The organism is Exiguobacterium sp. s11, from assembly GCF_018619015.1.
Lineage (GTDB): Bacteria > Bacillota > Bacilli > Exiguobacteriales > Exiguobacteriaceae > Exiguobacterium_A > Exiguobacterium_A indicum.
In genome coordinates this window covers 494,276-512,784 of record NZ_JACSNF010000002.1, presented here as the reverse complement: position 1 = coordinate 512,784, position 18,509 = coordinate 494,276, and the positions used below count along the sequence as shown (strand labels likewise).

The 18,509-nt window shown below is 48.2% G+C and carries 18 protein-coding genes; 2 read left to right on the top strand and 16 right to left on the bottom strand.

Annotated features, from left to right (window positions below; translation table 11 throughout):
- The first annotated feature begins 169 nt into the window (after window positions 1-169).
- A complete protein-coding gene (locus KNQ12_RS10235; protein ID WP_214747929.1) occupies window positions 170-907 on the top strand; it encodes a peptidoglycan DD-metalloendopeptidase family protein in 738 nt (245 codons plus the stop codon).
- Window positions 908-1,131: 224 nt separating this feature from the next.
- Here KNQ12_RS10235 and KNQ12_RS10230 read toward each other — a convergent pair whose 3' ends face one another.
- From KNQ12_RS10230 to brnQ, 12 genes are all read right to left on the bottom strand, one after another.
- Window positions 1,132-2,280, bottom strand: a complete 1,149-nt coding sequence (locus tag KNQ12_RS10230; RefSeq protein WP_058265242.1) for an FAD/NAD(P)-binding protein — start codon at window positions 2,278-2,280, stop codon at window positions 1,132-1,134.
- A gap of 147 nt (window positions 2,281-2,427) precedes the next feature.
- Complete coding sequence (locus KNQ12_RS10225; protein WP_023467840.1) at window positions 2,428-3,540, bottom strand: glycerol dehydrogenase; 1,113 nt, start codon at window positions 3,538-3,540, stop codon at window positions 2,428-2,430.
- A 94-nt stretch (window positions 3,541-3,634) separates the two neighbouring features.
- Window positions 3,635-4,462, bottom strand: a complete 828-nt coding sequence (locus KNQ12_RS10220; RefSeq protein ID WP_058265241.1) for a sugar phosphate isomerase/epimerase family protein — start codon at window positions 4,460-4,462, stop codon at window positions 3,635-3,637.
- Window positions 4,410-5,408: a DUF6005 family protein gene (locus KNQ12_RS10215; protein WP_023467838.1), complete on the bottom strand. Its 999-nt coding sequence runs from the start codon at window positions 5,406-5,408 to the stop codon at window positions 4,410-4,412. The genes KNQ12_RS10220 and KNQ12_RS10215 overlap by 53 nt, the downstream gene beginning before the upstream one ends.
- Complete coding sequence (locus KNQ12_RS10210) at window positions 5,401-5,652, bottom strand: phosphopantetheine-binding protein (protein ID WP_023467837.1); 252 nt, start codon at window positions 5,650-5,652, stop codon at window positions 5,401-5,403. The genes KNQ12_RS10215 and KNQ12_RS10210 overlap by 8 nt, the downstream gene beginning before the upstream one ends.
- On the bottom strand, window positions 5,640-5,978 hold the full coding sequence (locus tag KNQ12_RS10205; RefSeq protein WP_214747927.1) for an AMP-binding enzyme: 339 nt from the start codon (window positions 5,976-5,978) through the stop codon (window positions 5,640-5,642). The genes KNQ12_RS10210 and KNQ12_RS10205 overlap by 13 nt, the downstream gene beginning before the upstream one ends.
- Entirely contained in the window at window positions 5,978-6,835 is an 858-nt protein-coding gene (locus KNQ12_RS10200; RefSeq protein WP_214747923.1) for an AMP-binding protein, read from the bottom strand. The genes KNQ12_RS10205 and KNQ12_RS10200 overlap by 1 nt, the downstream gene beginning before the upstream one ends.
- Window positions 6,822-8,447 carry an IucA/IucC family protein gene (locus tag KNQ12_RS10195; RefSeq protein WP_214747920.1) on the bottom strand — a complete coding sequence of 542 codons (1,626 nt, stop codon included), beginning with the start codon at window positions 8,445-8,447 and terminating at the stop codon, window positions 6,822-6,824. Before KNQ12_RS10195 ends, KNQ12_RS10200 begins: the two co-directional genes overlap by 14 nt.
- Window positions 8,404-10,098, bottom strand: a complete 1,695-nt coding sequence (locus KNQ12_RS10190; protein ID WP_214747917.1) for an IucA/IucC family protein — start codon at window positions 10,096-10,098, stop codon at window positions 8,404-8,406. The genes KNQ12_RS10195 and KNQ12_RS10190 overlap by 44 nt, the downstream gene beginning before the upstream one ends.
- A 326-nt stretch (window positions 10,099-10,424) precedes the next feature.
- Complete coding sequence (locus KNQ12_RS10185; RefSeq protein WP_214775441.1) at window positions 10,425-11,903, bottom strand: AraC family transcriptional regulator; 1,479 nt, start codon at window positions 11,901-11,903, stop codon at window positions 10,425-10,427.
- 132 nt (window positions 11,904-12,035) lie between these two features.
- Window positions 12,036-12,356, bottom strand: coding sequence for an antibiotic biosynthesis monooxygenase (locus KNQ12_RS10180; RefSeq protein ID WP_075642096.1), 321 nt, complete (start codon window positions 12,354-12,356; stop codon window positions 12,036-12,038).
- Between the two features lie 153 nt (window positions 12,357-12,509).
- Window positions 12,510-13,850 (bottom strand): branched-chain amino acid transport system II carrier protein, encoded by a 1,341-nt coding sequence (gene brnQ, locus KNQ12_RS10175; RefSeq protein WP_214747910.1) that lies wholly within the window; start codon window positions 13,848-13,850, stop codon window positions 12,510-12,512.
- A gap of 280 nt (window positions 13,851-14,130) precedes the next feature.
- Here brnQ and KNQ12_RS10170 point away from each other — a divergent pair, with 280 nt between their 5' ends.
- Window positions 14,131-15,063: a DUF2268 domain-containing putative Zn-dependent protease gene (locus KNQ12_RS10170; RefSeq protein WP_214747907.1), complete on the top strand. Its 933-nt coding sequence runs from the start codon at window positions 14,131-14,133 to the stop codon at window positions 15,061-15,063.
- Window positions 15,064-15,121: 58 nt separating this feature from the next.
- On the opposite strand, the gene KNQ12_RS10165 is transcribed toward KNQ12_RS10170, so the two are convergent.
- From KNQ12_RS10165 to KNQ12_RS10150, 4 genes are read right to left on the bottom strand one after another with little or no spacing between them, the layout of a single operon-like run.
- Window positions 15,122-16,312, bottom strand: coding sequence for an acetyl-CoA C-acetyltransferase (locus tag KNQ12_RS10165; protein ID WP_214748252.1), 1,191 nt, complete (start codon window positions 16,310-16,312; stop codon window positions 15,122-15,124).
- 13 nt (window positions 16,313-16,325) lie between these two features.
- Window positions 16,326-17,102, bottom strand: a complete 777-nt coding sequence (locus KNQ12_RS10160) for a 3-hydroxybutyrate dehydrogenase (RefSeq protein ID WP_023467828.1) — start codon at window positions 17,100-17,102, stop codon at window positions 16,326-16,328.
- Between the two features lie 5 nt (window positions 17,103-17,107).
- Window positions 17,108-17,770, bottom strand: a complete 663-nt coding sequence (locus KNQ12_RS10155) for a 3-oxoacid CoA-transferase subunit B (RefSeq protein ID WP_214747904.1) — start codon at window positions 17,768-17,770, stop codon at window positions 17,108-17,110.
- 13 nt (window positions 17,771-17,783) lie between these two features.
- On the bottom strand, window positions 17,784-18,485 hold the full coding sequence (locus tag KNQ12_RS10150; RefSeq protein WP_055967230.1) for a CoA transferase subunit A: 702 nt from the start codon (window positions 18,483-18,485) through the stop codon (window positions 17,784-17,786).
- Window positions 18,486-18,509: the final 24 nt, after the last annotated feature.

Below are 18,509 nucleotides of genomic sequence, written 5' to 3'. Positions count from 1 at the left end.
TAGAATATATTTTAGCAATCGAATTGAAACACAAAGGTCTGATGTTTGAATGCTATACTCTCGTTAGTCAAATGACCGCATCACTCACTTCAACACACACTAAACGCATCCACTTCTATAGATGTCATTCCGACGACAACACTAGATATTCAACTTAGGAGGAACATTCATGAAACGAACAATCACGACGTTAGCAATGAGCGCCCTCGTTGTTTCAGGTTTTGCAGCTACGGGTACAGGTAAAGTTGAAGCCTCTTCTGGCTCATCGTATAAAGTAAAGATTAAAGCAGATGGACTTCGCGTCCGGACTGGTCCATCGTTAAAACACCGTATCGTCGACGGCGTCAATGCGGGTCAAACATTCAAATACCTCGGTCAGACAGGGAACTGGACGAAAATCATGCATAAAGGTGAAAAACGCTACGTCTATTCTGGTTACGTCAAGAAGTACAATACTTCTAATAAATCAGCGAAAAAAGCATCGTTCTCTTCATCGACTGGATTCATGCGTCCGACAAGCGGACCAATCACGCAAGGCTACGGGAATGCTAGCGGTAAGTACGGCTACACGTTCCATAACGGCATCGATTTCGGAGCACCGACTGGAGCATCCGTTAAAGCAGCTGCTGCCGGAAAAGTCATCAAATCATCATATCAGGGAGCTTATGGTAACCATGTCATGGTCGAACATAAAGTGAACGGTATTTCGTACACAACCGTGTATGCTCACCTTAGCAAACGTTCTGTCTTTGTCGGTCAATCAATCCCGAAAGGCGCGAACATCGGAGCTGTCGGTAGCACTGGTAACTCATTCGGATCTCACCTGCACTTCGAGATCCACCGTGGAAACTACACCTACAGCGGTTCGTCTGCAGCAAGCAGTGTCAACCCACTCGCTTTCCTATAAATACGTTTAAGGTACTCCGTCCGGGGTACCTTTTTTGAATTCCATCTAATTTTACATTTTATCCAATTACACCCAAATGAGTCAACTTACTTTCATGATGATAGCAAGCGACTAGCGTTAAATCTTACTAGACTAATTCGTTGAATTGATAAGATTGTCTTTCTTTCATTAAAATCCCCGTAAACATGACTTCTTGTCATGTCTACGGGGATAGCGATATAGTGTTAGACGAGCATTTCTGTCTGTTTCGCTTCAATCGTCGAGGCGATCGCACGCGCTGCGGCTTGTCCTCCGTAAATCGAGCGAGCGAACGGACCAACCGTTAAGTCAGCGAGGCTACCTGTCGCAAATAGATTCTCTCCCCATTCAAAGGTTTCTTCATCTAGTAATGGTGTCCGGCAAGGAGATAATGGCAGCTTCAACTCTTGCTGGACGGCTTCAAGCCAAGATCCTTCAACGACCATCGGACGGATACCCGTTGCGCAAATAATCGATTCAGCGGTGAGAATACGACCATCCATCAGCTTTACTCCGCTTTCGACTTCCTGCTCGACTTCACCAATCACATGACTGATGATTCCTTCTCGAATCAGATGACGGACACGTTGAATCAAATCCTGTGTTGCCGTTCCCGGGCGACGCTCCTGTACGATCAGCGCTCGTTTCTCGCTAGCCGACAAGGACTTGAATGGTGTCAATCCTTTTGGTCCCATGAACTTTCGATCGGCATCGAATGCACTTTTTTCGAGCGGACGTCGTGAAAGAAGGGTCACCTGCCCGGGATAGCGCTCGCCACATTGAATCGTATGATGCAGAGCACTAATCCCACCTCCGATGATGACGACCGGTGGTGTATCGTGCTTCGATAAGAAAACGTGACGCGCCGATTTCGCCCATTCTGGCATGACGTGATGTTCCGATTGTCCGAGAGCGAGAACGACATGGTTTGTTCGTAACTCGCCTTCGTCTGTCGAGACAATCCACGTTCCGCTTTCTCGTCTTAGTCCTGTGACTTCCCCTTGGACCCAGCTCGCCTCCACTTCATTTTGCTTCGCCAATTGAAGAGCATGGTCGTTGAATAATTCCAAGGATGGCCGTCCGTATGTATCCTTGAAGGCTTGATGTGTATAATCCTGTTCTTCCGCATGATGCCTGAGACTCGTCGGATTCGTCGAAGTGTGGTGCACCCGAGTTGAACGTAGGTAAGGCATGCCGATCCGTTCGGTTTGTTTACGCCAGTTCATCAATGGTTGCCGATGACGGTCGATGATCCGTATCATCTCCCGATCGATTCCTTTTTCACATAAGGCATTGAATACCGTCATTCCATGAATTCCTCCGCCAACAATCACCCATTCATATCGATCCGTCATCACAAAAACTCCTTTACCTGAATCAAATCGTAATCATTACGTTTTATAACGATAGCGTGTTTTTAAGAAGAATTCAAGCGTCATTCGACGAAATCCCATAAAAAATCCGCTTCCTCTCGGTAGAGGAAGCGGATTTAAACGCATCAATCAGGAAGAAGCATGTTTCGCTAGATACGCTTTCGAATAGCGGTCAGCTGCGATGATCGCATCCGCGACTTCGTCCGCCGTGACATTGAAACCGCTGTGGATCGTCTCGCCTTCAGCAGTCGCTGCCTCGCCGACCTTGACGATGTCTTCACGCGACGCATCTTTTAGCTTGACGTCTTCGAGCGTCACCGGTAAGCCAAGATCCGTGTAGAGCGCGATGTACCGCTCGATTTCTTCTTGTGGATGTTCTTCGAGCGCCAGTTGAACGAGTGTACCAAAGGCAACTTTCTCACCATGCGTTAAGTGGTGAATCTCACCGTCAAGCGCCGTGAACCCGTTATGGATCGCATGCGCTGCAGCTAATCCACCACTCTCGAAGCCGAGTCCACTTAAGAGCGTATTTGCCTCGACGACGGCTTCAAGTGCCGGCGTGACGACTTGCGCCTGAACGGATTCATACGCCAAGCGACCATGCTCGAACAAGACTTCCTCACACCGTTTGGCAATCGCTTGTGCCGCAATCGTCGGACGTCCCCCTGCCATCGTTTGTCCACCAAAAGCGACGACACTCCGGACCTCGACCCACGTCGCGAGCGCATCGGCGATTCCGGACGCGAAGAAACGGGCTGGTGCTTGGGCGATCAATTTCGTATCGACGAGAACGAGATCGGGATTCTTCTTATAGAAGCGATAACTTTCAAAAATCCCTTCGTCAGAATAGATGACCGAGAGGGCACTCGTCGGGGCATCGGTCGAAGCAAGCGTCGGAACGATGACGACGGACACGTTCAGCTCATCCGAGACGGCTTTTGCCGTATCGAGCGTCTTTCCGCCTCCCACACCCATGACAAACCGGACATCTGCCGCTTGTGCTTGCTCAGCGATTCGTTTCACTTCATGCCGTGAGGCTTCACCACTGAAGTCCGCTTTCTCGATGCCGACGTTTTCACCGGACAACGAATGCTCAACACGTTCCTTGACGATTTTCCAGACGACATCATCCGCGATGACGAGCGCTTTTTCACCGAACGGGCTCACATATGTACCGAGCCGGTCAATGACATCCTTTCCTTGGACATACTTTGAGGGACTAATGAAGACACGTTCTGACATGTTTCAACATCCTTTCTGTAAGGGACACGATAGTCAATGACATACAGTAGAAGAATTGCCTTTTCTGCTGACGTTTAAACCCCATCGATTCGAATCATTTTGACAAAACGGGTACTCTTTCAAGTGCTTGAACAATAAGAAGTCGATCACTTTTTAAACGCTTGTCTGGATCAGGACCGAACCATTCGAGACTTGCTGTCAAGTGATCGAGATGACCTGAAACGTCTTCAAAGAACTGGTGATAATCGACGATGCCTTCGAACAATGGAACCATCCCTTCCCGCGATCCGCTTGCCGCATAGACATTTGTTGGTTCAAAGACTGAAAATTGATCAATATTCGCCACTGTTTTTAAATGTAGGTGATCCACATACGATGCGAGTCTGAAGTATGCTTCGACGGGATCTGCCTTTGATTCGATGACGTGTAAGACGTCAAAGTTGATCCGACATGCCGGGTGGTTGATCGCTTGTAGTAAACGTATCGTTGCCTCTACCGTATCTGTTGCAGTATTCGGATGAAATTCAAGTAATAATCGCTGTCCTGCAGAATCAAGGACACGGCAAATCCCCTTCAACCGATAAACGAGTTGATCCCATTTGGCATCGGATAAGGTATGGCTCGCCTCATTCCCCGCAAAGATGCGGATGCGCTGCGTTCCGATTCGTGTCGCTAATCGCGAGAGTCGTTTCGTCTCCGCAAGTAGTTTTGACATCGGTGCGTTTAAATTTAAATAATGACTCAACATACTGACGTTCAGATGGGACGACTTCAGCCGATCGACTTCTTCCGTTCTTAAATGTTCAGCATGAACTCCCCAAATATCAATGGCGTCAAAGTGTTCTTCTGAAGCAAAATCGATCAAATCATTAAATGAACGCAGATGATGCCGATAGCTGATCGTACAGAGTGCGAGTTTCATGTTCAATTCCCTCCTGTCGTTGATACGCATGGAACGTGTCGACGAGTTGCCGTTTGATGGCACTCTCCCGTGCCCATTGTTCTTCGATCAATCGTTCGATTTCTAAGTACACTTCCGGTTGGCGCGTTACAGCGTATTTGACAGCCCGATGCTGGATGACAGAGTATTGATTGACTAATGTTTCAACCTCATCCGTCCATTCTTCAAAATCAGATGTCTGCAAGTCGCGTCCGATCGCCTCATATAAATAAGCAAATGCATGCTCATAGGCATATTTTCGAATGGCAATGACAGGTAACTGCTTTAAGGCATTCGGTAATCCCTCAGGTTGTTCACGATAGTGATGCACAACACGTTTGACTGCCTCAGTCAATGGATGTTGTACGTTTATACAACTCATGAAATACGCACTTACCGTCGTCGCATTCGGTATTCGAACATCCGTACTTCGAAACGCAAACCCACCAGCGACAGCACGATGGCGTACTGCTGCAAGAATACGTTCTCTTTCTAGTTCACCTTCATACCGGAAATCAGGATCAAGCATATGCCATATTTCCGGATCTTCTGTCGCCTCTAACATGACGTAGTGGGGAAACACATCATGGTGAAATTTATTTTCGCGCTCAGGTAGACTAGCTAAATCCAACATGACGATCACTGACTCGTCCATATTTTTCTGTTCAATCCGTTGAATCAGCTGAGTGATGTTTTCTTCTTTTGATTGTTTGTGATCGTACCATTCTTCGACTGGGATTCCGTAAAGACGTTCATACCAAACAAGCATCTCCTGATGGTTGATTGTTTCATCATGATGCGAGAGGACATAATCGGCTGACAAGGAAAACGAAGAATCCCACACGCCAAAGTAATAGGGACGATGGTCCGCGTCCGATCGTTTGATCGTCTCGCAGACGCAACTGACGAGACAGTGTACTTTAATCATGAATGACCTCCTGTAAAACAGACATCAACTCTTCTACTCGCATTTTGGGAAGGGCTGACATGTGCTCATCGGGAATCACTAATCCGTGTTCCAATTCAAGGTGAAGCAACAGATGAATCAAGCGCATCGAATCCAGTCCTAGATCATCTCGTAGAGAGTCTGTTGTCGAAATAGCGACAGATGATGACCATTCGAGCTGTTCGGTCAGTATATCTTCGAATTGCGCAATCGTTAAACGGGACATGTTTGTTCCCCCAATCGTTTTCTACTCACTTTCCCATTCGCAGATAGCTCAATTTGCTCAACGAGTTGCCACTCCGTCGGTCGTTGATGAGGTGCGAGATGCTTCTTGCAATGTTGTTTTAGTTCTTCCTCCGATGCCGTCGTCACGAGTTGAGCGCAGACGCGCTCTCCTTGGAACGCATCCATTCGTTTAAAGACGACGACAGCCTCGACGGTCGGCAGCTGATACAAGACATCTTCGACTTCCCCGGGATAGACAGATAAGCCAGACACATTGATCATCTCATCGAGTCGGCTAAGAAAGTGCAGCCCGTCTTCAACGTACATTAAATCCTTCGTACCAATCCGTATGCCTTGTGCGAAACGACTAATTCTGCTGGTTTTTCCTTCGTTCCAGTTTCAATCTCAAGATGCTCTAGTGGAAAGCCGATCGCTTGCGGACTCGGCGGATTTGGATGAAGTGCGATACAGCCGATTTCTGAACAGCCATATTGTTGAAGCAAATGACGTGTCTTCCGTTCGATCGAACGGAACCACTTTTCTGGTAATGTCATCCCGGAAATCATCACTGCGTGAACGGATTCCGGGAACAAACTCATCGCATACGCTAGTCCCGGTGCCATATAGATGATAGCGTCCGGATGCAAACGATGGATTGCTAGCACATGACGTGGTGAGAAGTCTTGTAGGATGACTGGTGTTGCTCCGCGTCTCAAAGTCGCAAACACTCCACACAGTAATCCGAATGAGTGTGTCGTCGGACAAGCAACGATCGTCGCTTTCGTCGTCAGCGGAAAACTGTTCGTATAAGCATTCAGTTCCGTCTCGATCGACTCCCATGTCCGGTGAATGATTTTTGGTTGCCCCGTCGTACCGGAACTGAATTGAATCAATCCACCCGCACGTTTTTCCGCTTCCGGAAGCGGAATGATGGTCTCTTGATAAATCAAATAGCCACATCCGGCTTGTATCGCTAGACGCTCAGCACCAGAAACAGGCGTCTCCGGATGAATGGGAAGGATTGTTCCATTCATGCGTCGCATCGCAAGACAGAGGGCTAACCATGCTTTTGTATCTGACGTACAGATGGCTACGGTCTTCCCTTCCGTTATGAACGATTGCTTCACCAGTTCGTGTGTCGTCAATTCTTCTTCTGTCACCCATTCTTTCTCAATCCATAGCATGATCGTCTTCCTCTCCTTGTTGAACGAGTGAATTTTTTACATCGATTTGATTCGTCAAACCAAACCGTGGTGCCAGTAAGGCTTCTGCCGTTACTCTTTGTTCGTACCATCCGATTCGTTCTAGTCGGTCTCGATCAATCGGCAACCCCTCGATCGTCTGATGCATCCAATCAAAGAACGTCGCTTCATTCAAGTTCTCCGTCAGTTCAAGTTGATACGCTAGTTCCGTCAAATGATAGACGAATAATGTGTCGTACAGCAGCTCGCGTAAGGCAAGCGGGTGTGACATTTCATAATAGGTATTGAGCGGTGCATCAAAATCAGGATGTAGCCTCTTAAAATCGGGTACATCCGATGGATCGTCGAGTAACTCGGTGACGAACTCGACGCTATCATGAAAATCGCGGAGAATGATCCGTTCCGGCCATCCGTCCCGTAAGACAAGTAACGTATTTTGGGCGTGAGCTTCCACACCGATGCCTTTCTCGGTCACGAGTCGGATGACTGGTTCGAGATAGACGACGAAGAATCGACGAAGCCACCGTTCATGACCATATCGTTCCAACCACGGTCCTAAAAAATGTCGTCCATCCACCTCGATTTGAGCAAGTGCTGTCAAGGGAATGACCTGTTCCCCCTTGTGAACATACGTCAAGACGTTTTCACGAAAGACACAGCCGACCCGACCCGCAAGTGGACCGCTCGAGCCGACGCATGAAGCAAATTCAGATAACAACGTCATCGGCAATTCACTCGCCTGTTTTTTCAACCAATCCGATACTGCAGGAGCTGCCACGACATTCGGCACGGAAAAAGTCCGAACGGCTGACGTTTGCTTCAAGTCGAGCGGCAATTTGATATGCGGTAGTTCGGGCTGACCTGGGCAAAAAACGGTTCGAATCGACTGCGTCGCTTGCACGAATACCCCACCTTCGCCTAAGTCGACACCTCCGACTTGTGCCACCTCTTGCTTGATACGCAACCATTGCCATGGGTGGACAGGAAGAATCTGATAATCGGTTTGCTTGAGTTCTTCCAGTTTGACTAAAAACATATGTAGAAGCGGTTCTCCAAGAATCAGTGGAATAGGTAGGATTCCATTCCCTTGAACGAGCGTAGAAGGTAAGGCAATCCAATGTAACTGGAAGCGATTGCCCGCTTCAGGTCCGTATGCCTCGTGATCAGCTCGCGAAAAACCAATCCTTGATTTATAACAAGGATGATAGGGATGCCCTTCGATGATGGTCTGCTCCAACTCTTCATAATCTAAGCCTGCTCGATGGATTCGTAGACGATGTCGCTGCGACAAGTCATCGAAATCATGTGTACGTCGCAACTCTTCCTGAAAGTCGTCCGGGATCGGCAACTGCGTCAAGAGATGCTCAAACCAGTCGTTGACGCCAGATGACTTCGATGAGCGTAACGTCGTGATGTCGAGCCGGATTCGGTCGAAAGGACCGCGTTTTCCTTCGACTGTCACTTCACTATCTTTTATGTGGAATGTAAAACGATTCTTCATTCCGACAATCATTTCAGTAAAAGGAAGAATCCGCTCGAATAACAAACTCTCAAGAAGTTGTTTGCAGATGCGTGTTTTGCTGTCGTAAAGCATAGTTGCCCTCCCGTAACGGATTATCCAAGTCGATGAAACAAACCCGTTCCCCCTCGACTTCAAGTTCATCGAGTCCTTGTAGGCGTGTTAGTAAATTCGCCTTGTATGGAAGTGTCGGCGATTCTAACAACATCAAAAGCCAAGCTCTGCCTCGCCCTTCTAGACTTTTAACTCGTACTTGACACCATTCGTGCAGTAACGCGATAGCAACTTCTTCCTTCAATAATGTGTCTGCTGCCAATCGGTCGATGATACTCGCTAGATGGTTCCAAATCATGTAGTACGTCAAACGCTCAGCAATGACTTCTTCTGGGTAGAATAACGTCGTATGCTTCAGTTCCGGTTCCAGCAGGGTAAAGGAATCTCGATTCGTGTCTGCTAAGTAATAGCCTTGATTATCCCGGACGTGATATCGAACCGGCCATCCGTCTTCGAATGTGATGAGACTATTTTGCTGATGCGCCTCGAGTCCGATTCCTTGTTCCTCATATAGTGTAACGATCGCTCCTAACGTCAACTCCAGGTACTGTTTCCACCACCGAGTGACATGTTTCGATGCGATTGATCCCGACTGCCGGATGAGCCGCAGCAGGAGCGATTCTGAATTCGGTAATGCCGGTTGGACGAGTGCCGCAACATTTACCGCGTGGGGTGCTGGCTCTCGCAAAATGACTTCGAATCCGGTCTCTTCTTTAGTCCGGATCGCTAAATATGCAGGATCGTGAATAAGGTCAAACGTATCAGGCAGAGACAGATGACAAAACAAGCGATACATCAAATAACCAGCCTCTAATTCGTGTCGCTTGTTGACGCGTCTTGAGTTCGTCACTTGGACAGGGATGGATAACTTCAACATATGACTTCGGTCGAGTGATTCGACGGTCCGGATCGACGAAGTTGCGTTATAGAGTGGTCCAGATGCGCCGTGATAACGGATAATATCTTGCTCAAACCATTGCTCGACTGTCGGCTGACGTAACAAATACTCGGCTTGAAGCGGATGAATTGGAATGATTCGCTCTTGCTCTGTCGCTTGAATCAAGTTACCCAGTTGATTTTTCATCAGCTGACTAATCGTCTCGTTGCTACCTGAACGTTCTTCGAGCAATGTCTCATGTACTGTAAAATAGTGAAGTTGAAACGGCTGACGGAATTCAGGCGCATACGCTTTTTGTTGCCAGTCGGTCATACCGACTCTACTTTTCGGGGTCGGATGGAACCAATGACCACACCACAAGCGTTGTTCATAATCGATGAACGTCTCTTGCTCTTGTGCGTTCAGCTGTTCCTCTAAAATCAATTGCACTGTCCGGTGACTGTCAAGAACGCGAAAGAGTAAGTCCGTTTGATTCGGGTCTTTTTGTTGAAGCTTGATGCAACAGGTGATGATACAGGACATGGCTGAAACTTCCCGCCATCCGCTTTTTGTCTCTTCACGAATCATTCCAATCTCGTGGCGTCCGATGATGGAACGACGTTTGATTTCGATGAGATACGGCTTCATCCAATAAAAAGAGGATGTCTCGGATGCATCAAACGGTCTCTCGTTGACCCATTCGCCCGGGTTCACTTCTCTGATGTAGCTGTTCATGAACGATTGAAGCGTCACCTCGGTCGCTAATCGCTCGATTTGTTCTTCGCATGTTCGCACGCTCTGTTCCTCCCCTTATTGAAAATCATTCTCATTCCACATCAATAGAAAAACGGGTTTCCCCGTTTTTGATGGTGCGTATACACACTTATTTTAAGTAAAACGTTTTCAAGTTCCTTCAATCCGTTTTCACAATCGATTAAATGCAGAAGTCACGTATCGTCGTGAGATTTAACACCAATCAAACAAACGATCCTCCCTAATATTCGTACGACAAGGCGACGACTTTTTAGGTTCATTTGTCAGTCTTCTTTGCCTTATCGTGAACTCCATCTGTAATGATAATCATTATCAATGATGAGTGACATGGATTTTCTTTTCATTCTTCATGGACAAACAAAACAGTTACTATCGCTGATATATGTATGCAATTGACGTAACATATGCATTCTCCCAAGTGGTCCCCACGGATCCCAATCGACACTGTCTGGGTAAAATATACGCTCCGACCTAACGGCACGAAGCGTTTGCCACACCCTCGTTCCTCGAATTCGTTCCACATCTGCAGGTTGACTCCACAGTATGAACAAACCATCCGGATCCAACTGCTGTAATGTTTCTAAGCTGATTGTCATGTAGACGGTGTGCGGGAGTCCTTCCACGGCCTGTAAACCGATTTCACTGAACAGAAAATCTAACATCGTATGCCCTGTTCGTCCGTACAGTCGGATTTCTGAGTCTCTGATCCAAATAACTGCCCATGTCACATTCCGATTGAATTCGAACTGTTGCTTCACAATTGTTTCAAGCGTTTCGACTTCGTTGATGATGTCAGTCGTCCGCTCAAGCGTATCGGTTGCCGTAGCAACAGCATACAAGTAATCCTTCCAACAAGTTTGTTTCGAAATATCGATGACCGGACAAGACGTCAATATAGGTGGTGATTCACCTCGTATCGGTGTCCGTAAAACGAGATCGAGATTTGATGTCTCGAACCATTCCGGTAAAATCGTTGCTGACGCGTCGTATAGTCGCGTACCTTCGATTTCACTTAAATAGTCTGGCACACCGTTCGAACGATATTGTGTCGGAAAAGACGGTGCGATGACAGGTTGAATCCCAAGTGCCAATAAGTGATCTTGTAACAACGCTTGACTCCAGATTCCGACCCGTGGAAACAACCGTTTCCGGTACTGACTTGGTGATAGTCCCTCACGCTTTTTAAAGAGACGGCTGAAATAAAATTCATCATTGATTGATACACGTTCTGCGATCTCGGCAATCGTCCAATCTGGTTGTGCAATCATCCACTCCTTCGCCCGTTGCATCCGCAATTGATGAATCAGTTCCTTTGGTGATTGATCGTAGTGCTTTTTGAATTGGCGGGAAAACGTCGGCAGTGACATATTCAACTCATTTGCCAAGTCACTGACTGTTCGTGATTTTCCGAGTTCTTTTAACCACTGGGACGTCACTTCCTCAAACGTCTGCTCATGACGACGTTCACTTAATTGCTCGAGCAGTTGATACAGATAGCGATGCTGTCTAAGAGAACCGGTCATTGTGTTTGGACATCCGCGCATTCGTTCTAAACACTCCACTAGTTCATCAGTTGGTTGACGGTAGACTAGAAATGGCGTCAATTCAACGTCTAACTGATACAACAAACAATGCCCTTCCTGAACGATGAATCGTTCACCTGGTTTCATGATGAAACAGGCTTCGCCCGATTCTAGACGTTTCCTTTCTGTGTAGGTAATGCCAACGCCTTGTATGACGACAATCAAACCCGGACGTATCGCTAATTGTCCTCCTGTCTGTAAAGCGTGTTTCCTCACTCGAAATACATGCAGTGCTTCTGTCATTTTCAACTCACTCCTAAAAAACATATACCATCTGACGCTTTTCCGTATCCGTTCAATCTTGATCAATATGAAAGGGAATCTTCGAGATACTTTTTTTTCACTTGCCTACGTGATTGTTTATTGTTGTGTCGATCATGTATCTGCTGTCTTAAATCCAATCACATCATAGTAATGTTGCTGACCGTCAAGAATGAAGGAGGGACCTGGTTGCCCCCTTCTTTCTCGGTGACCGGCAAGGTGTACCTCACTCGTTTCCCACGCTTTCCAGTCTTGTTCCGATTCCCAGCGGATCAGGACAAGAACTTCTTCTTCCTCTTTTGTACGCTTCTTATGTAAGACACTTAAATCGAAGAACCCTGGTTGTTGCTCGATGATTCCCTTTCCTGAAAAACGCTCGATCATTTCAACAGCACTTCCTTTTTTGACTTTAAATGTTTTTAATTGGATGAACATCACCTATCACTCCTTCTAATTGATAATGAATATCATTTGCATTAACACTATAGCATTATTCCACCGGTTTTTGTCAACAACTGTTGTTAGAATACGTTTCATCGTTACAAAAAAATCCCTTCACCCAGTGTAATCTGAGTGAAGGGGTTTAATTTAAGCCACACGCGACGACGATTGTGTCTCCGCTGTTTTCTTACCGACGACTGCTCCGATCACTCCACCAATGATGGCTGGTACGACCCATCCGAGACTGACGGAAGCAAACGGTAATACCGCGTCGAACACGTTCGTGACAGCTGAGACGTTAATCCCTGCTGTCTTCAATCCATCAAACAAACTGACGACGAATGTCATCCAAAGCGCCCCTTGATAGACGGCTGGTTTACCTTTAAAGAGTGAATGCAAGAATGTCAGGAAGATGAGACAGATTGCCAGTGGATAAAGTGTCATCAAGACTGGTTTTGAGACGGCGAGCAATTGATTCAGACCGATGTTCGCAACGAGTGCGCTGAAGACCGATAGACCAATCGTCCATTTGACGTACGAGATTTTTGGCACGAGTGCCGAGAAGAACGACGCACAGGCTGTGATCAAGCCGACGCTTGTCGTCATACAGGCGACCGTGATCATCAGACCGAGTAAGATTGCACCGTATTCACCGAAGTAATGATCCGACACAGCTGACAAGATTTCTGCGCCGTTCGCCAGTTGTCCGATTTCCGAGACACTTGAAGCACCCATGAAGGCAAGTGCCGAATACGTGATTGCTAGCAAGGCCGCTGCGATCAATGACGCTTTCGTACAAATCAACAGCAACTGTCGCTTCGATGTGACACCTTTTTCCTTGATCGCTGCGATGATGATGATCCCGAAGACGAAGGCACCGAGTGCATCGAGTGTCATATATCCTTCCTGGAAACCGTTAAAGAAGGCATTCGACTGATATGTCTTCAAAGGATTCTGAAAACTTCCGATTGGATGCAGGACAGCGACGACGATCAACAGACCGATGAACGTGATTTTAATCGGTGTCAGTACTTTCCCGACGACATCGACGATTTTCGTCGGATTCAATGATAAGAGACAAGCAACCGTGTAGAACAAGACCGTAAAGATGAGGAGCGGCCAGTGGCTCGTCGATTCACTGAAGAACGGCTTGATGCCGATCTCATACGAGACCGTTCCGGCACGAGGAATCGCGAAGAAGGGACCGATCGCAAGATACAGAATGACCGAGAACCCGATTCCGAACGCAGGATGAACGCGTGACGCCATCGCTTGTAAATCGCGTTCCCCTGAAAACGCGAATGCGAGAATCGCAAGCAATGGTAGACCGACACCGGTGACGAGGAATCCGGCATTGGCGACCCAGACATGCTCCCCTGCGAGCTGTCCGAGCATCGGCGGAAAGATGAGATTTCCTGCCCCGAAGAATAAGGCGAAGAGCATCATGCCGATGACGATGATAAATGATGTTGGAACAGTTTTAGACATAATAAACCCCCACTAATGATGATCGACTTCATCTCGCTCCCTAAGCAGATGAAGTACTTCGTTCGAAAGGATACCATACGTTTAAGAGCTCGTGCTAGGAGTTTATCTGGAGAATATTCTGAAAATTGTGCAGAAAGTTTGGTGGAGCTATGGTCTATAGAATTTGTTACGTCTGTGCGTCGAAGCATGAAACCGGATTCATAAGTTCATATGACGTAGTAGGATTAAAAGGCTTCATGAAGAAAGTAAATATATGGATAATCAAACAGGAGGTTTTTCTATGAAATCGATCTATCTTCTTAGCGCCACCCTTTTACTTGTCAGTTGTTCCCCCGCTGCCGAAAAACCAAAGACGTATGACATTACGTTTACGTATGAGAAACAAGAGATTCAAATCGTTCCTTTGTACAAGGCGTATGACGATTACATTCAAGCGGTTTCGAAACATCCCGAGGACAATGAGGCGCTATTTAAAAAATATGTATTGGGCGCTAAAAATAAGATCATCAAAAAAGAACAGCTTCAAGCGATGCCCGTTCCTAGCCTCTATGAACAGCCATCGGAAAACATCAAGGACTTAAAGCAGATGAATACATATTTGAAAAAACACCATCAGCGCATCATGAAACAGATCAAGTCCAGTCTCCTGACTTCAATGAAACAACTTCCACGAGATGAAAAGCTCGTCGTCTTCGTCTCCCCGACGACACCAATCGAGCATGATGATGCCAAACATTATGGCGGTGTCAGCGGTGTCGCTCAAGGAAACAATTCGATGAGTCTATTCTTCTTGAAGGATTTTTCAGAAACATCATTACGCAACACGACAACGCATGAGTACCATCACACCGTTGCCCTCGATGAACCGAATCGTGCAACGATGCTCGATTACATCATTCTCGAAGGAAAAGCGGAATTCTTTGCCCACAAGCTTTATCCAGTGGAATCATCGGAAGCGATTGCCCCTTTACTTGACCATACTTTAGAGCATGTGATTTCGGAGCTGAATGCGGAACGATTGACGACGGATGATCTATTCTTTGGAAATTACGAAAAACAAATTCCATCGTTCGTAAAATACAGACTCGGCTACATGATCGTCTCCGACTTCGTGAAGCAACATCCCGAGATTTCCTTGAAGGAATGGTCACGGATGTCCTCCGTGCAAATTCTCGAAAAAAGCAGTTACAAAGACATGTTAACGATTCGCTAAAATCAATACAGCACGAGACAACGGGAGCAAACATCTCCTTCGTCTCGTGCTTTAATCGTTAGTCTTCGTATTTTTTGACGATCGTCGCTACCCCTTGACCGCCCCCGACGCATAACGTCGCAAGACCATGCGTCTCACCTGTCCGCTCGAGTTCATGGATCAACGTTACGAGAATCCGCGCCCCACTCGCACCGATCGGATGACCGAGCGCGATTGCACCGCCGTTTCGGTTGAGCTTCTCATGCGGGAACTGTAGCTCCGCATCGACCGCGAGAGATTGTGCCGCGAACGCTTCGTTCGCTTCGATGACATCGATCTCGTCAAGCGTCAGTCCCGCTTTATCAAGTGCCTTTTGGACCGCTTGGACGGGACCGATTCCCATGATGCTCGGGTCGACGCCAGACGTTCCGTTCGCGACGATCTCAACGAGTGGTGTCACGCCGAGTTCTTGTGCCTTTGACGCGGACATGATGACAAGTGCGGCAGCTCCGTCATTGATGCCGGATGCATTGCCTGCCGTGACCGTTCCGTCCTTTTTGAATGCTGGGCGCAAACGACTGAGTGTTTCGACAGATGTTCCGGCACGCGGAAACTCATCTTGATCAAAACGGATCGGGTCGCCTTTTCGTTGTGGAAGCAACACTGGTGTGATTTCCGAGACGAACCGTTCTTCCGCTAATGCCGTCTGCGCTTTTTGCTGACTCGTCGCCGCGAACTGGTCCTGGGCTTCGCGGGAGAGTTCATAGGCGTCGGCTAAATTCTCTGCCGTGATTCCCATGTGATAGTCATTAAACGCACACTCAAGTCCATCCTGGATGATCGTATCGACGAGCGGTTGGTCACCCATCTTCAGCCCAGACCGTGCGCCCGATAGGACATACGGCGCTTGGCTCATGTTCTCCATCCCACCGGCAACGATGACATCGGCTTCGCCCGACTTGATTGCTTGATACGCAAGATGGACGGCCGAGAGACCGGATCCGCAGACCTTGTTAACGGTCATCGCTGGACATGTCTCCGGTAATCCGGCAGCGAGTGCCGCTTGCCGTGCTGGATTTTGACCAAGTCCTGCTGAGAGGACGTTACCGAAAAAGACTTCGTCGACGTGATTCCCAGCGACACCTGCTTTTTCAAGTGCCGCACGGATGACCGTCGCTCCGAGTTCCGTTGCTTTGACGTCCTTCAAACTCCCATTGAAATTTCCGATCGCCGTGCGCGTCGCACTGACGATGACGACTGCTTCACTCATCTGCTCCATCTCCTTATTGAATCGTATATCCTCCATCGAGTACGTTCGCTTGTCCTGTGATGCCTTTTGCTTTGCGGCTCGCGAGGAACAATGCATAATCCGCGATTTCCTCGACGGCGAGCAACCGTTTTTGTGGAACGAGCGGATAGATGACTTCCTCAAGTACCTTCTCAAGCTCGACGTGACGCGTCTTCGCCAAGTCTTCCATCTGATTGCGGACAAGTGGTGTATCGACGTACCCCGGGCAAATCGCGTTGACGGTGATTCCGTGTTCCGCTCCTTCAAGGGCTGCGACCTTCGTCAGACCGAGCAATCCATGTTTCGCCGAGTTATACGCTGCTTTCCCGGCAAAACCGATCAAACCATTGATCGATGCCATGTTAAGAATCCGTCCGTAGCCTTGTTCCTTCATGATCGGAAAGGCATGTTTGATAGCGATGAACGGCGCCGTCAACATGATCTTGATCATCAATTCGAATTTCTCAGTCGGAAACTCTTCAATTGGTGAGACGTGTTGAAGACCCGCGTTATTGATCAAGACGTCGAGTCGACCAAACTGTTCGACCGTCTGCTTCAAGACGACTTCGACCTGTGCTTCATCAGTGACGTTGAGCGTCATGCCGACCGCTTCATGACCAGCTGCGCGAATCGCTGCCGCCGCCTCTTCTGCTGCTTCTGCGCGAACGTCCGTTACGACTACCTTCGCTCCTGCCGCAGCAAACGCCTTTGAGATTTCAAGACCAATTCCGCTTCCTGCACCTGTGACGAGTACGATATCTCCTTGAACCATCTGCTTCACTCCCCTACCGTCATGCGCTCGAGTTCCGGACTGACCGTGAATCGTGCTTCCGTGACTTGTTTGACGTCTTCGACCGTATGACCATTCAGCGTCTCGATCAAGACCATTCCGTCCGGTGTGAAATCAAAGACGGCCCGGTCCGTAATCAAACGGTTGACGACGGCGCGTCCTGTCAACGGCAAGGTACACGCCTGTTTGACTTTCGATTCGCCATGTTTGTTGACATGCTCCATGATGATGACGACGCGTTTCGCTCCGTTGACGAGGTCCATCGCTCCGCCCATGCCTTTGACCATCTTGCCCGGAATCATCCAGTTCGCGAGGTCACCGTTCTGATCGACTTCCATCCCGCCGAGGATCGCGAGGTCGATGTGCCCGCCGCGAATCATCGCGAACGATTCGGCACTGTCGAAGTAAGATGCTCCGGATTGTGCCGTGACCGTTTCTTTGCCGGCATTGATTTCGTCGGCATCGACTTCATGATCAAGCGGATACGGTCCGATGCCAAGCAGTCCATTTTCGGATTGCAGCATGACATGCATATCGTCCGGAATCGCATTGGCGATCAATGTCGGAATCCCGATCCCGAGGTTAACGTACATCCCGTCTTCAACTTCCTGAAGTGCGCGTTCAATGATGATCTCTCGTGTCGTTTTCATATCCGTCTCCTCCTCAAGCTTCCCGGACAGTCCGGCGTTCGATGCGTTTTTCATAATCCGTTCCGACGACGATGCGCTGGACGTAGACAGCAGGTGTATGAATCTCATTCGGATCGAGTTCACCGACTTCGACCAGTTCTTCGACTTCAACGATCGTTACTTTTCCGGCTGTCGCGACGATCGGGTTAAAGTTGCGTGACGTCTTCCGGAAGACGAGATTCCCGAGTCGATCTGCTTTCCATGCCTTGACGATCGCAAAATCACCGACGATTCCTTCTTCAAGGAGATACGTCTTCCCGTCGAACTCCTTTTGTTCCTTTCCTTCAGCAATCGGCGTGCCGACGCCTGTTGGTGTATAGAAACCGGGAATGCCAGCTCCACCGGCACGGATACGTTCGGCAAGCGTACCTTGTGGGACGAGATCGACTTCGATCTCGCCACTGAGGTATTGTTGCTCAAACGTCTTGTTTTCCCCGACATACGATGAAATCATCTTCTTGATTTGTCGCGTCTGCAAGAGGAGACCGAGTCCGAAGTCATCGACGCCACAGTTGTTACTGACGATTGTCAAATCCTTGACGCCCTTCTCTTGCAACGCGGTAATTGATTTTTCCGGGATTCCGCAGAGTCCGAAGCCCCCTACGACTAGCGTCGCCCCGTCAAAGATGTCTGCTGTCGCTTCCGCGAATGATGCGTATACTTTCCCCTGTTTCATCTGATGATGCCCCCTTTAAAAATC

Coding starts and splice junctions, on each gene's coding strand:
- KNQ12_RS10235 (WP_214747929.1), top strand. CDS start 170: ATGAAACGAACAATCACGACGTTAGCAATGAGCGCCCTCGTTGTTTCA.
- KNQ12_RS10230 (WP_058265242.1), bottom strand. CDS start 2,280: ATGACGGATCGATATGAATGGGTGATTGTTGGCGGAGGAATTCATGGA.
- KNQ12_RS10225 (WP_023467840.1), bottom strand. CDS start 3,540: ATGTCAGAACGTGTCTTCATTAGTCCCTCAAAGTATGTCCAAGGAAAG.
- KNQ12_RS10220 (WP_058265241.1), bottom strand. CDS start 4,462: ATGAAACTCGCACTCTGTACGATCAGCTATCGGCATCATCTGCGTTCA.
- KNQ12_RS10215 (WP_023467838.1), bottom strand. CDS start 5,408: ATGATTAAAGTACACTGTCTCGTCAGTTGCGTCTGCGAGACGATCAAA.
- KNQ12_RS10210 (WP_023467837.1), bottom strand. CDS start 5,652: ATGTCCCGTTTAACGATTGCGCAATTCGAAGATATACTGACCGAACAG.
- KNQ12_RS10205 (WP_214747927.1), bottom strand. CDS start 5,978: ATGTACGTTGAAGACGGGCTGCACTTTCTTAGCCGACTCGATGAGATG.
- KNQ12_RS10200 (WP_214747923.1), bottom strand. CDS start 6,835: ATGCTATGGATTGAGAAAGAATGGGTGACAGAAGAAGAATTGACGACA.
- KNQ12_RS10195 (WP_214747920.1), bottom strand. CDS start 8,447: ATGCTTTACGACAGCAAAACACGCATCTGCAAACAACTTCTTGAGAGT.
- KNQ12_RS10185 (WP_214775441.1), bottom strand. CDS start 11,903: ATGACAGAAGCACTGCATGTATTTCGAGTGAGGAAACACGCTTTACAG.
- KNQ12_RS10180 (WP_075642096.1), bottom strand. CDS start 12,356: ATGTTCATCCAATTAAAAACATTTAAAGTCAAAAAAGGAAGTGCTGTT.
- brnQ (WP_214747910.1), bottom strand. CDS start 13,850: ATGTCTAAAACTGTTCCAACATCATTTATCATCGTCATCGGCATGATG.
- KNQ12_RS10170 (WP_214747907.1), top strand. CDS start 14,131: ATGAAATCGATCTATCTTCTTAGCGCCACCCTTTTACTTGTCAGTTGT.
- KNQ12_RS10165 (WP_214748252.1), bottom strand. CDS start 16,312: ATGAGTGAAGCAGTCGTCATCGTCAGTGCGACGCGCACGGCGATCGGA.
- KNQ12_RS10160 (WP_023467828.1), bottom strand. CDS start 17,102: ATGGTTCAAGGAGATATCGTACTCGTCACAGGTGCAGGAAGCGGAATT.
- KNQ12_RS10155 (WP_214747904.1), bottom strand. CDS start 17,770: ATGAAAACGACACGAGAGATCATCATTGAACGCGCACTTCAGGAAGTT.
- KNQ12_RS10150 (WP_055967230.1), bottom strand. CDS start 18,485: ATGAAACAGGGGAAAGTATACGCATCATTCGCGGAAGCGACAGCAGAC.